Origin of the sequence: Pedobacter cryoconitis (assembly GCF_001590605.1) — a bacterium.
GTDB lineage: Bacteria > Bacteroidota > Bacteroidia > Sphingobacteriales > Sphingobacteriaceae > Pedobacter > Pedobacter cryoconitis_A.
This window is the reverse complement of the sequence record NZ_CP014504.1, coordinates 50723-64649: the sequence shown is the minus strand read 5'-3', so window position 1 is coordinate 64649 and position 13927 is coordinate 50723. Positions and strand designations below refer to the sequence as shown.

At 40.3% G+C, this 13927-nt stretch carries 9 protein-coding genes; 5 read left to right on the top strand and 4 right to left on the bottom strand.

All coding sequences use genetic code 11. The features are described from left to right. Window positions 1–142 precede the first annotated feature (142 nt). Window positions 143–2509: a TonB-dependent receptor gene (locus tag AY601_RS00255; protein WP_068406967.1), complete on the top strand. Its 2367-nt coding sequence runs from the start codon at window positions 143–145 to the stop codon at window positions 2507–2509. Window positions 2510–2578: 69 nt separating this feature from the next. Here the strand turns inward: AY601_RS00255 and AY601_RS00250 are convergent, their stop codons facing one another. The 3 genes from AY601_RS00250 to AY601_RS00240 all read right to left on the bottom strand — a co-directional run bounded on the left by AY601_RS00250 (window position 2579) and on the right by AY601_RS00240 (window position 7657). After that, a complete protein-coding gene (locus AY601_RS00250) occupies window positions 2579–3106 on the bottom strand; it encodes a GNAT family N-acetyltransferase (protein ID WP_068395044.1) in 528 nt (175 codons plus the stop codon). A 3-nt stretch (window positions 3107–3109) separates the two neighbouring features. Next, window positions 3110–5071, bottom strand: a complete 1962-nt coding sequence (gene glgB, locus AY601_RS00245; protein WP_068395043.1) for a 1,4-alpha-glucan branching protein GlgB — start codon at window positions 5069–5071, stop codon at window positions 3110–3112. A gap of 111 nt (window positions 5072–5182) precedes the next feature. After that, window positions 5183–7657, bottom strand: coding sequence for a glycoside hydrolase family 31 protein (locus AY601_RS00240; protein WP_068395042.1), 2475 nt, complete (start codon window positions 7655–7657; stop codon window positions 5183–5185). Between the two features lie 284 nt (window positions 7658–7941). On the opposite strand from AY601_RS00240, the gene AY601_RS00235 reads away from it, so the two are divergent. From AY601_RS00235 to AY601_RS00225, 3 genes are read left to right on the top strand one after another with little or no spacing between them, the layout of a single operon-like run. Further along, on the top strand, window positions 7942–10380 hold the full coding sequence (locus AY601_RS00235; protein WP_068395038.1) for a penicillin acylase family protein: 2439 nt from the start codon (window positions 7942–7944) through the stop codon (window positions 10378–10380). Window positions 10381–10383: 3 nt separating this feature from the next. Beyond that, on the top strand, window positions 10384–10734 hold the full coding sequence (locus AY601_RS00230) for a hypothetical protein (protein WP_068395036.1): 351 nt from the start codon (window positions 10384–10386) through the stop codon (window positions 10732–10734). A gap of 21 nt (window positions 10735–10755) precedes the next feature. After that, on the top strand, window positions 10756–11754 hold the full coding sequence (locus AY601_RS00225; protein ID WP_068395034.1) for an acyl transferase: 999 nt from the start codon (window positions 10756–10758) through the stop codon (window positions 11752–11754). 1 nt (window position 11755) lies between these two features. On the opposite strand, the gene tyrS is transcribed toward AY601_RS00225, so the two are convergent. Further along, window positions 11756–13042: a tyrosine--tRNA ligase gene (gene tyrS, locus AY601_RS00220; RefSeq protein WP_068395032.1), complete on the bottom strand. Its 1287-nt coding sequence runs from the start codon at window positions 13040–13042 to the stop codon at window positions 11756–11758. A gap of 152 nt (window positions 13043–13194) precedes the next feature. Here tyrS and AY601_RS00215 point away from each other — a divergent pair, with 152 nt between their 5' ends. Continuing rightward, window positions 13195–13884, top strand: coding sequence for an ACP phosphodiesterase (locus tag AY601_RS00215; RefSeq protein ID WP_068395030.1), 690 nt, complete (start codon window positions 13195–13197; stop codon window positions 13882–13884). Window positions 13885–13927 lie beyond the last annotated feature (43 nt).

Below are 13927 nucleotides of genomic sequence, written 5' to 3'. Positions count from 1 at the left end.
TACAGCAAACTGATGGACTGCTATGTGCTGCATTTTCAAGCTGCGCCAATAATCGGCTATCTGCTGATTATATATATCCGAATTATATACAATGATAGCGTATCTGCAGCTGCCGATACGCTATCAAAACCCTTTAAAGCACATGAAAATCAAGGTTTTTCTCTTTATATTTTTACTTTTCTCTACCTGCAAGCTCTATGCCCAACTGCCTGCAGGATCATTACATGGCAATATTATTTCATTTGAAAATGAACCTATCCCGGGTGCGAATGTGGTTTTTCAAAATACAAAACTCAAAACGATAACCGATGCGAATGGGAATTTCAGCTTTAAGAACATTCCGGCAGGAACCTATGTCTTAATTGTTTCTAACGTGGGTTATACCGCGACCAGACAAAATCTGGTCATTGAATCCGGTAAAAAACTGAAGCTTAATTTACAGCTTTCAAAAAGCAAACAGGAGCTGAATGAGGTTGCAGTCAGCGGAATTAAAAACCGCTATAAAATCTCGAACTCCAACACCTCTACCAGAATGGATATTCCATTGTTAACGACTCCGCAATCCGTACAGATCGTTTCCAATCAGGTAATTAAAGACCGTCAAGCCTTTACATTAAATGAAATCTCCAACTCATTTACCGGTATGAAAGCCAATAACGGAAATGGCTCTTTTAGCATCCGCGGTTTTACAGCCTACTCTCCTACTGACGCAAGTTTCCTACTCTACAATGGGATCCGTGGAAATTTATTCCTGTGGAGCCAGCAGCCTTTATTATATAACATTGAAAGTGTAGAACTACTACGCGGACCATCAGGCGCGTTATTTAGTGAAGGTTCACCGGGTGGTGTTGTTAATTTCGTAACTAAAAAGCCTCAGGTTAAAGAACGCTATGAATTTGATGTAGCTATAGGCAGCTGGGATTTCAAAAGACTATCGGCCGATTTAACAGGCCCCTTTTCTAAAAACAAAAAACTACTTTACCGCGCAATCATCGGGTACGATAAATCAAAAAGCTTCAGAGACTACCAGGATAAAGAAAACATCTTTATCGCACCTTCGCTTACCTATCTGTTCTCTGCCCGTACTGATTTGAATTTAGAAATTAATTATGCACACCAAAAAACGAATCAGCAGTATGATAATGGAACTTATATCCGGACCAATCCTGACGGAACTTTTGATTTCAATTATTACCCGGATAACCTGACTATACAAAGTCCAACTGATTATGGAAAAACTGACAATATATCGGCTACATTGACCTTTAACCACCAATTCAGCGATAAATTAAAACTGACAGCAATACATCGCGCAGTGAATAGCAAACTGGATTATACGGATCACATCCCGGTAGGTAAAATAAGAAATGATTCGATCAGCCGTAGTTATCAAGATTGGGAAACCAGTCGCTTCAGCTTGCAGACTACAGCTTATTTAGCTTATCAAACTAATACAGGATTGCTTAATCATCATATCATTACAGGAGTTGATTATAACCGCTATGGCTGGACTAAAAATGACTATCAATATAAGCCCGCTACACGCATTTCTATCTTCAATCCTGATTACAGCCTGGATCCACCTGCCGGCTCTGTTAAAGCGCAGGAATCAGATGATAATAAAAGAATAACTAACCTTATCGGAGTATATGTTCAGGATCAGGTCAGCATTGGTGAAAAGATCAAAGCATTGTTATCCATGCGCTATGATTCTTATCATGCGAAAGAGACCCCACTTTCAGCAAGAGATAATAAACAAGGGGATGAACTGCAGGCTTCAGGATTGATTCCCCGCATCGGGTTAGTCTATTTACCTGCAACCAACATTTCAGTTTATGCCAGCTTTTTAAAATCATTTAATCCACAAACTTCTAATAATGTATTATCTGGTGGCCCTTTCCCTACCCGCAGAGCGACACAATATGAAATCGGATATAAGGGTGATTTCTTTAACAATGCAATTGCAACCAGCGTAGCCCTTTACCAGATCAATTATGCAAATATTCTCGCCTCAGCACCTACAGAAGAGAATTCTCATCGTCAGGAAGCATTAAAAGGGACAAGAAGCAATGGAATAGAATTTTCAGCCACAGGTACGATTCAGAATTTCAATATTATAGCCGGATATGCCTATAACAATCATGTGATTTTAAGTACAAGTACATTTGGTAAAAAAGGTGACCGCTTTAGCAATGCCCCAAAGCATATTGCCAATTTATGGCTTAAATATAATGTGGCAAAAGGTGCAGTGAAAGGAACTGGGATAGCTGCCGGCGTACGATATGTCAGTGATCAGGTGGGTCAGATTACGAATCAGAATTTTATATTCCCTTCTTATACGGTTTTTGATGCTGCGCTTAATTACCGCAGGGGCAAATACAATATCCAGCTGAATGCTTACAATTTAACAGATAAACGTTACTTCACAGGCAGCAGATCAAGCACCGTTACCGGTGGTTTAGGTGATCCACTGAATTATAGATTAGGCATAAGTTACCTGATTCAATGAAAAAGCTGAACCTCACACGGGTTATGGTCTTTTCGATTTACAGCTGGCTGGGCCTGGTTACTGGCTTATTCAAGTATTTCTCTCGTAAACGAAAGTATCCCTGACTCTTCCTTTCATCTCAAAATGTTTTTTGATCAACTTGATCCTGAAAAACCCGCAATGCTTTAATACAGCCTGAGAGGCCAGGTTTAAAACATCACAAGTTGCATCAATAGTCTTTACATCTAATTCAGAAGCTACAAATTGAATCAAAGCATTTGTAGCTTCTTTAGCATATCCGGTTCTCCAATATAATGGATTAATAATATAGCCTAAATTTCCTTTATGGGCTTCCTTTAAATCAAACCTGAAACCACAGCCTCCAATCAGCCTGTTTTCTTCTTTTAATATAATGGCCAGTTCAAAACTCACTCTGGGTACAGCTGCTTTCAACTTCAGGGCTTCTGCAATAAATTTTGAGGTATCAGCCTCCGTATTAGGCCCCCAGTTTTCGTAAACCAGGATTTTCTCCTGGCTCGCGTATTCATGGACGGCTTTATAGTCTGCTACTACATATTCTCTGAGTATTAACCTTTCTGTCTCTATCCAGATCTCCATGTGTCAGACCGTTTTTAATATCATTGCGCCTAAAGGTGCAATATTGATCGAAATGGAATAGTCTCTACCGTTTGCTGAGCTTGCTTCTGGCACAAAAGCAGTCTTATTGAGTTTACCACTACCAAAATATTCCGTTGCATCACTATTGAAGATTTCTTTCCAGGATGCTTTAAATGGCAAACCTATTTTATAATTCTGCCTGTATACAGGGGTCATATTTAAAATTACAATCAGTGTATCCTTAGCTTTATGCCCTTTACGCGTGTAGACGTAAATAGAGTGGTCACTATCATCTGCACTGATCCATTCAAATCCTTCAGGAGAAAAATTAAAATCATACAAACCCGGTTCTGTCCGATATAGCTTATTCAGTGCTTTCACATACGTCTGCATTCCTGAATGAGATTTATAACGCAGCAGATCCCAGTCCAGCGAATTTGTAAAGTTCCATTCCCCATTCTGCGCAAACTCATTGCCCATGAAAAGAAGTTTAGTTCCAGGCTGAGTAAACATATAAGCATATAAAAGACGCAGGTTTGCATGTTTTCTCCACTCATCACCTGGCATTTTATAAATCATAGACGATTTACCATGGACTACCTCATCATGAGAAAATGGAAGCATAAACTTCTCAGTAAACGCGTAGGTAATGCTGAAAGTAAGCTGATGGTGATTATACTTTCTGTCTATCGGGTCAGTTTTGAAATACTTCAGTGTATCATTCATCCAGCCCATCATCCACTTCATCCCAAAACCCAGGCCTCCTTCAGCTACCGGATGTGTTACACCGGGATAGGTACTGCTTTCTTCAGCAATCGTATGTACACCTTTAAAATTCGTATAAATAGATTCATTCAGATCCTTTAGAAACTGAATAGCGCCCAGGTTTTCTGAACCGCCAAATTCATTGGTTGCTGCATCTCCGGCTTTCCGGGAGAAATCAAAATATAACATCGAAGCTACAGCATCTACACGCAAGCCATCTGCATGAAACTGATCCAGCCAGTACATTGCATTGCTAATCAGGAAAGACCTCACTTCATTTCTGTCATAATTGAAGATATATGACTTCCAGTCCGGATGAAAGCCTTTACGCATATCAGCATGCTCATATAAATGTGTTCCGTCAAAATGGAACAATCCATGCGCATCGCCAGGGAAATGTGAAGGTACCCAGTCCAGAATTACTGCAATATCACTTTTGTGAAACTGTTCAATCAGGTACATCAGTTCCTGCGGGGTTCCATGTCTGGAACTGGCCGCAAAATATCCGGTAATCTGATAACCCCAGGATGGATAATAAGGGTATTCCATAATCGGCATCAGCTCAACATGGGTAAAGCCCATTTCCAACACATATGGAACTAAGGTCTTTGCTATTTCTTTATAAGTTAAAATACGATCAGGCTCTGAAGGATCGCGCTGCCATGAACCCAAATGGACTTCATAAACGGACATTGGGTTGTCCAATGCATTTAATACAGGACGTTTCTTAAGCCATGTTTTATCTTTCCAGGCATACGCAGTATCCCAGACCACTGAAGCCGTTTGTGGCGGATGCTCCCAACGGGTCGCAAAAGGATCTCCCTTTTCGTAATCTTTACCGTCAAATCCTTTAATAAAATATTTATAGACTGTCCCTTTTCCTAATGCAGGAATAAAGCCTTCCCAGATCCCCGATTCATCCAGTCGTTTATATAAACGGTGTGAAGTTGTCTGCCACTTGTTAAAATCTCCGGTCACGTATACATCATGCGCATTCGGCGCCCATACTGAAAAATAAGTTCCTTCGGTATTGTTTACATTTAAAAGATGTGCTCCCATTTTTTCATACAAACGAAAGTGTTTGCCTGAGATAAACAAAGCGACGTCAAAGTCTGTCAGTAAACTAAAAATCCAGACAGGTGCATCTGCAGATACGGCAATATTTTCTTTAACAGGTTTACCCTGATTCGCTTTAGCCATTATTTTAAGGGATTATATTTAGTTCAAAATGCTTCCTTCTGGGAAATGCCCGCTCTTATTCATTAACAAACAGGTTTACGCAGCTTGTTCTGGTCTGTGTAAACCTGTGGTTTATATATCTCCCTGAATTTGTATTACAGAGAAGTTTTTATTGCTTTTAAAACGTAAGCAGTTTCTATCGTCAGTAAAATAGTCTTTAATTTCCAATCCGTCTACGATGACTTTCTTAACTCCAAAAGGAATGCCAATTAAGTTATAATTATAGGTTTCATAATTCGGCGTATACAAACCTTCCAGTTTCTGCTGAATCAGCAGGCGGCGGTCATTTCCTTTAACCGTGAACTTTTTCTCCGAATAAATATCCTGCTCATATGCAAAAGTGTCCCCATGATCTTCAAAGAAAAATGAATTCACTTCATAGTTCGCATAAAAGATATTCAACAATACCTCGTCCACATTTTTTTCTCCCACATACTGCATCACCGGATACTCTGGAATAACTGACCCCGCTTTAATAAAAATAGGCATGGTTTCTAATGGTGCATCTACCAAATGTTCATTTCCGCCGTCAAGTAATTCATGCGTCCAGATATTATACCACTGTCCTTTTGGTAAATAAACAGTTCTTGAAATGGCGCCTTGTTCTAAAATCGGGCATACCAATATTTTATCTCCATACGCAAATTCATCCTGTCTGAAATGATTGCTCACATTTTCTTGTTCCAACATCACCAAAGGTCTCAGGATCGGGAAACCATAACGGTGATGCTCCCAAAATACAGAATACAGATAAGGCATCAAACGGTATCTCAGCTCAATAAACTTACGGTTGATCGCTGTATAAGGCTCTCCAAAACTCCATGGTTCTCTTTCAGCCGTATCACCCGCAGAGTGTGCCCGCATAAATGGAGAAAATGCGCCTAACTGAATCCATCTGGTAAATAACTCTCCATCTGGCTCTCCACTAAATCCTCCGATATCAGTTCCGCAAAAAGGGACTCCCGAAACGGACATCCGCTGGCACTGTATATTTCCTATTTTTAAATGTTCCCAGCTCGCTACATTATCACCTGTCCAGACGCAACCATAACGCTGCATCCCAGCATATCCTGCACGGGTAATTGTAAAAGGACGTTTATTGCGCATCAGCTTCTTTAAGCCGTCATAAGTTGAACGTACCATCTGCATCCCGTAAACATTATGTGCCTTGCGGTGTGAACCTCTGTGCCCATCATAATTATGACGTACATCGTTTGGAAAAGTTCCTGCACCGAATACCGCTGGCTCATTCATATCATTCCATACGCCCGCAACGCCCATATCTACGAGCTCTTTATATAATCCACCCCACCATTCTCTTACCGCCGGATTCGTAAAATCAGGGAACTGGCATCTGCCTGGCCAAACATGACCTTCCATAAAATAGTCATCACTCCTTCTGCAGAAATAGTTATTCTCTTTTCCTTCTTTAAAAACCCAGTAATTATCATCGACCTTAATACCAGGATCAATCATCACCACGGTTTTAAACCCATCGTCAGCCAGTTCCTTGATCATTTTCCTTGGATCAGGAAAGTGCTTTTTATTCCAGGTAAAACAGCGGTAGCCATCCATATAATCAATGTCGAAATAAATCGCATCACAAGGGATATCCCTGGAACGGAATCCATCTGCAATTTCTTTTACCTTCGTTTCCGGATAATAACTCCAGCGGCACTGATGGTAACCTAAAGCCCATTTAGGCGGCATAGGATGTGTTCCAGTCAAAGTCTGATAACGTTTTACCACATCCATCATATGTGGCCCGTGGATATAATAGTACTGTAATTCACCACCATCAGACCAGAAACTGGTCTTCTCATTGTCTTCTTTACCAAAGTCAAAATAAGAGCGGAAGGTATTGTCAAAGAAAATACCGTAAGCAGATTTTTGATGTACACCTGTATAAAACGGGATTGTTCTGTATAAAGGATCCTGATCCCACCCAAAAGAATAAGCATCAGTATTCCAGTTTTGAAAATGACGGCCCCGCAGGTTCATATTTCCCGATTTATCACCAAGGCCGAAAAAGTTCTCTTCCGGAAAACACTTTTTAGTTGCAAAAACATAATAACCACCAAAATCTGCATTTTCTTCCCAGTGCATCGGAGAGGCGTCTTCACTCATCACTAACTGGGACAGGTTCTCCGTAAACGAAATATGAAAATCTTCTTTCCTGATTTTACAAGTCACCGTATTGGTTGCAATTGCATAATAATCTTCTTCATCATCTAACCTGAAAGTACTTACTTTCTGATCTACAACTGGAACAGCATAAGAGAAATCTTCCAGAAAAACACTGTGTGGTGCAAGCCTGACCCGTATAATTTCATTACTCACTACTCTTACCTCTACACTGGCTTCTCCGTCTGAGAAGAAAAATTTATTCCCATCCTGACGAACTTCCTGAACTCTGGTAAGATATTTCTTAACTATCGGTTTTAAAGCTAATACAGGATTGTTTAAATGTTGAATAGTGGATTCAACGATTTCCTTGATATTTTCGTTGTCCGTTATTTCGTTTCCTTGCTCTTCGAATTCTTCCATAAAAAGGTTTCCGTAATCTGTTTGTATGTATAAAATGTCTGATTGACCTAGCTAAAGTGTTAATTATTATGCCAAAACACAAGATTTTTCAGATATAATTCTAACAGAAATTTCACACATCCAGATCAAAATAGCGTTAGCTGAATCTATTTAGCCTTTTATTGAACAAACCAGCAACCATCTTCAGCTGAAAATCACAAAGAAGATTAAGATTAGCAATCAATCCAGTTTTATATTAAATTGCCATAGGATACCAAACTCTATAACCGGTAATTCAATCAAATATGAAGAACAAATTTAAAGCATTCATTTGCGTTATTATACCTATACTGCTAGCCTTTGTGTTAAACACCAAATTTGGTCCCCTGCCCCCACTTTTAAAATTCCTTAATCCCTTTACTGGTTTCTGGCAGAATGCAGAAAAGATGACTGTTGCAAAAAATAGTGCAATTCGTCTTAAAGGGACTAAAGATGCTGTGGAGGTCGTATTCGATGACCGTATGATCCCTCATATCTTTGCTAAAAATGACCATGATGTTTATTATACGCAAGGATATATCACGGCAATGAACCGTTTATGGCAGATGGATTTCCAGACACGCTTTGCAGCCGGCAGGCTCTCTGAAGTAGTAGGCGCTAAAGCAATTGAAGTCGATAGGTACCAACGCCGGATGGGCATGGTTTACGGAGCCGAAAATTCTTTAAAAGGAATGATGGAAAACCCGAAATCAAAAATTATGATTGATGCTTATACCGCTGGGATCAACGACTATATACACTCACTTTCCACTGCACAACTTCCTTTAGAATATAAGATCCTGGATTTTACACCCGAAGACTGGACACCGCTTAAATGCGCCTTGCTGCTTAAACAAATGTCTGCAGTCCTGGCTATGGGGTCAGATGAATTTTACATGAGCAACATCATGAAAAAATATGGCCCCGAAGTAACTGCTGATTTATTCCCTGATTACCCCTTCCGTGAAGATCCGATTATCCCCGTAGGTACAAAGTGGGATTTCAAACCCCTGCAGGTTCCGCAAGCTCCTGCCATTTTCAATGAGGCGACCACAGGAAAAGTAAAAACCAAGGTACTGGAAGATGGAATTGGCAGCAATAACTGGGCACTTTCTGGTGCAAAAACAGCTTCAGGATATCCTATTCTTGCCAATGACCCACACCTGAATTTGACATTACCTTCCATCTGGTACCAGATCCAATTAAATGCACCTGGCCTTAATGCCTATGGGGTATCGCTTCCGGGCGCTCCAGGTATCACAATCGGTTTCAATAAAGATATCGCATGGGGCGTAACCAATGTTGCCGCAGATGTACTGGATTTCTATCAGATCAAATTCAAAGATGAAACGCACAAACAGTATAAATATAATAACGCGTGGAAAAACACTACCGTAAGATTGGAAACGATAAAAATCAGAGGTGCTAAAAATGAAATAGATACCGTTTTTTATACCCACCATGGGCCAGTTGTTTATTTCCAGAAACCAGAAAAGTTCAGTATGGCCAACAATGTGCCTACAGGTAATGCATTGCGCTGGATCGCTCATGATAAATCCAATGAGTTGATGACTTTCTATTTACTGAACAGAGGTAAAAACTACAATGACTACCGGAAAGCACTCACTTACTATACAGCACCTGCCCAAAACTTTATTTTTGCTTCTTCTGCGAATGATATTGCCATTACAGCAAATGGAAAATTTCCTTTGAAATGGAAAGATCAGGGCAAGTTTATACTCGATGGATCTGATCCTAAAAATGACTGGCAGGGATGGATACCTTATGCACAGAACCCTACGGTTAAAAATCCGGAAAGAAACTTTGTAAGCTCAGCAAATCAGTCCTCTACAGATCCGACCTACCCCTATTACATCAATTGGGTATTTGGTTCCTATGACCGCGGCAAGAGAATTAATGACAGGCTAAAAGTAATGACAAAAGCAACTGCCGATAGTATCCGGATCATGCAAAGTGACAGTTACAGTATTCTGGCACAGGACCTGCTGCCAACACTGCTTTCAAAAATTGACCCGGCAAAACTCAATGCAACACAAAAAGAAGCATTGAAGATCACCACAAAATGGGATAAGTTCTTTTCAGCAAAAGCAATCGGGGGAAGTATTTTCGATATGTGGACTAAACGTTTATTTGTTGACATTTGGGATGACGAATTTACGATTGCCTCCATACCCATGCGCTATCCATCCCAAGACCGGACTGTAGAATTGATTTTAAAAGATCCGGGTTCAAAATGGTTCGATAACGTCAATACCCCACAAAAGGAAACCCTGAATGACCTGGTTAATGAAGCTTTCAAATATACCTGTGATAGCCTGGAAAGAAAATACGGGCCGATCGGTAAAAGATGGCAATGGGCCAATGTGAAACAGACCCATGTACCTCATTTAGCCAACATACCGGGAATGGGCTCGGAAACACTCATGATCGGAGGAGCAAAAAGTACAATTAATGCTTTGAGTGAAAAAAATGGCCCTTCGTGGAGGATGATCGTTGAGCTTGGAAAAACTCCCAAAGGTCACGGTGTATATCCAGGTGGACAATCTGGTAATCCGGGTAGTTTTTTCTATGATGACATGCTCAATACCTGGGCAGATGGTAAATTATATGACCTCTATCTGATGCAATCAGCTGAAGATAAGCAGGGCAAAGTTCTTTCTCGTTTAAAAATTTCTAAAAAATAGCACATGGTCTTTCTCGTTATACTTATCGCTTCTTTTTTATTACAAATGATTTTACCCTGGTGGATCATTGTCATCCTTTCCTTTGCTACCTGCGGATTAATTGGTAAAACAGCAAAATTATCATTGTGGCAACCCTTCTTTGCAATTGCACTATTATGGACAGGCGTCGCTTTATATCAGAGCCTGCCGAATCATAACCTGCTGGTTTCGCGCGTGGCAGAGATGTTTGGCCTTCATGCCTGGTGGTTAGTGCTGTTAGTTTCAGCATTGTTAGGTGGTTTTGTAGCTGCGGTAAGCGGTTACTGTGGTTACCAGTTCAGAAAAGCAGTACTGGTTAAAAAAACGACCGCATAAAATTTATCTAATGATCTGTTTATGTATTTTTGCGGCGTGAAAGCTTTAATTCCTCAAATATTTTCTATCCGCGACGAACAACAGTTTAATGAAACTGCGCTGGCCGTGTTCAAACACCAGGCGGAGTTTTGTGTACCCTATCATCAGTTTATCACGCACCTGAATATCAAACCTGAACAGATCACCCAGGTTGCTGATATCCCGTATCTGCCAATCAGCTTTTTTAAAAGCCACCGGGTAGTCAGTAATACTGATCCGGAGGAAATTATTTTCAGCAGCTCCGGAACTACAGGCATGATACAGAGTAGACATTTCGTGACTGATTTAGGCGTATATGAAGAGAGCTTTAATAAAGCATTTGAACAGTTCTATGGCCAGGTAGCAAACACTTGTCTGCTGGCTTTGCTTCCTTCGTACCTGGAAAGAGATGGTTCTTCGCTGATCTATATGATTGATGCATTGCTGAATCAAAGCAAACATCCCGATAGCGGTTATTTTTTACATAACCACGAAGAACTCTTCCAAAAGTTAACTGCCTTAAAAAAGGCAGGTCAGCCAACGCTGTTAATTGGCGTTACCTATGCCCTGCTCGATTTTCTTGAAGCCTATCAATTAAACTTTCCCGAATTAATCGTGATGGAAACAGGCGGTATGAAAGGAAAAAGGAAAGAAATGGTCAGAGAAGAACTACACGAAGTATTAAAAAGTGGATTTGGAGTGAATGCCATCCATAGTGAGTATGGTATGACTGAACTGCTTTCACAAGCTTATTCTTCGGGAGAAGGTGTATTTGATTGTCCAAACTGGATGAAGATTGTGCTAAGGGATACAAATGATCCCCTAACACTCCTCAATTCTAATCAGACAGGAGGCATCAACATTATTGATCTTGCCAATATCAACTCCTGCTCGTTCATCGCTACGCAAGATCTGGGCCGGTTATTGCCTGGCGGTTCCTTTGAAGTACTTGGCCGTTTTGACAATGCAGACATCAGAGGTTGTAACCTTTTGGTTCAGTAAACTATTCCGCAATTAACAGGAAATAGTTCTTTTTACCTTTCTGAACGATAATATATTTATCATTGATCAGGTTGCTGACCGTATAACTGGCAGTAACCTCTGCTACTTTTTCTTTGTTAATACTCAATCCACCACCCTGGATAGTTTTCTTCACTTCTCCTTTAGATGGGAATACTGTCGTTTTTTCTGCCAGTAAAGTAGCTACATCAATACCTGACGCTAATTCTTCACGGCTAATTACAAACTGAGCCACACCTTCAAATATCTCCAGGATATGCGCAGGGCTCAGGCGCTCTAAAAAGGACAAAGAACCATTACCGAACAAGAATTCTGAAGTTTTTATCGCTGTTTCTAAAGCAGCTTCCGAGTGTGTTCTGACGGTAATATCAGTAGCCAATGCTTTCTGCAAAATTCTTAAATGAGGTGCTGCATCATGCTCTGCTTCCAATTTCTCCAATTCTTGCTGCGTCAGCAAAGTGAAGATACGTATCCATGACCTGGCATCCGAATCTGTCGCATTCAACCAGAACTGGTAATATTTATAAGGAGAAGTTTTCTCAGGATCTAACCAGATCGCGCCGCTTTCCGTTTTTCCGAATTTAGTACCGTCCGCCTTTTTGATCAGTTGTGTAGTCAATCCATAAGCCGTCCCTCTGTCTTTTCTTCTGATAAATTCTGTTCCGGTCACAATATTGCCCCATTGATCAGAGCCACCCATCTGGATCGTACAGTTATTATTTTTCCATAAGTAATAGAAATCATAACCCTGGATCAGCTGGTAACTGAATTCCGTAAAGGACATACCAGTATCACCTTCTAAACGTTTTTTTACGCTGTCTTTGGCCATCATGTAATTCACAGTGATGTGTTTACCTACATCTCTGATGAAATCAAGAAAACTAAACCCTTTAAACCAATCGGCATTATTCACCATCACAGCACCATTACCTTCAGCGCTGAAGTTTAAGAATTGGTTCAGCTGTTTTTTAATTCCATCCAGATTATGAGCCAATGTTTCTTCAGTCAGTAAGTTTCTTTCCTCAGATTTACCTGACGGATCTCCAACCATACCAGTAGCACCACCAACCAATGCATAAGGCTTATGCCCAGCGCGTTGAAAGTGGATTAATGTCATAATCTGTGTCAGGTGACCAACATGTAACGAATCAGCCGTAGGATCAAAACCTATATATCCTGAGCACATGCCTTCATTTAATTTATCTTCTGCATTGGGCATGATATCATGTAACATGCCTCTCCATCTTAATTCGTCAACAAAATTGGTCATCGCTTTATAATTTCGGCAAAGATAAGAAACCGTTTAAACTTAGCAGCCGATAAAAGCTGATCTTGGACAGATTCTTGTCAGGTATAAATAATTATGGGCTATTTGGGCTATTTCCCCGGCTCTCTTATTAAAAAATCCCTATTTTTAAAAAGATGAACTTTCTTTCGCACTTTTATTTTGAACGGCAAAACTCCAATGATTATATGGTGATGGGTGTAGTATTGCCCGACCTCATTAAAAATGCAGACAAAGACTGGAACCTCAATCCCCAAAAAGACGAGTATCTTTTTAGGGATGTACCTGACTATGCTGCCTTGCTTAGCGGATGGAAAAGACACCTGGAAGTAGATCGTTTATTTCATTCATCCGTGTTTTTCAAGGAACAGACCGCTATACTCAAACAACTGATCCTGCCAGCCTTACAAACTGGCCCGGTAAAGCCTTTTTTTTTAGCACATATTGGCCTGGAACTTATCCTTGATCACCTGCTTTTAACTCAGAACAAAGTAAATACCGCTCTCTTTTATCAGCAACTCGCTGGAGCCCATACCGAATCCTTAACCGGCTTTTTAAAGTATGCAGGCTTAACAGATCAGCAGCGTTTTGCTCAATTTCTGGACAATTTCATCTCCAACGAGTATCTGTTCAGCTATGAGAAAATTGAAAATATTACCTATGCACTGAACCGTATTTGTATGCGGTTATGGCTCAATCCATTTGCAGAAAAGCAGCAGGAGATTCTAACACTGAAGCTTGAAGAATTTAAGCAACAGCTGGACAAACATGGTTTTATGACCATATTCGATCAGATCGAAGAAGAGCTTGCCGGACAATCCTTCTAATTACAAAAAAAACAAGCAAAATAAACAAGCAAATCAGCCGATT

Bases quoted from the DNA above. Each gene is read 5' to 3' on its own strand.
- AY601_RS00240 (WP_068395042.1), bottom strand. From the start codon at position 7,657: ATGGAAGAATTCGAAGAGCAAGGAAACGAAATAACGGACAACGAAAAT.
- AY601_RS00225 (WP_068395034.1), top strand. From the start codon at position 10,756: ATGTATTTTTGCGGCGTGAAAGCTTTAATTCCTCAAATATTTTCTATC.
- AY601_RS00230 (WP_068395036.1), top strand. From the start codon at position 10,384: ATGGTCTTTCTCGTTATACTTATCGCTTCTTTTTTATTACAAATGATT.
- glgB (WP_068395043.1), bottom strand. From the start codon at position 5,071: ATGGCTAAAGCGAATCAGGGTAAACCTGTTAAAGAAAATATTGCCGTA.
- AY601_RS00235 (WP_068395038.1), top strand. From the start codon at position 7,942: ATGAAGAACAAATTTAAAGCATTCATTTGCGTTATTATACCTATACTG.
- AY601_RS00255 (WP_068406967.1), top strand. From the start codon at position 143: ATGAAAATCAAGGTTTTTCTCTTTATATTTTTACTTTTCTCTACCTGC.
- tyrS (WP_068395032.1), bottom strand. From the start codon at position 13,042: ATGACCAATTTTGTTGACGAATTAAGATGGAGAGGCATGTTACATGAT.
- AY601_RS00250 (WP_068395044.1), bottom strand. From the start codon at position 3,106: ATGGAGATCTGGATAGAGACAGAAAGGTTAATACTCAGAGAATATGTA.
- AY601_RS00215 (WP_068395030.1), top strand. From the start codon at position 13,195: ATGAACTTTCTTTCGCACTTTTATTTTGAACGGCAAAACTCCAATGAT.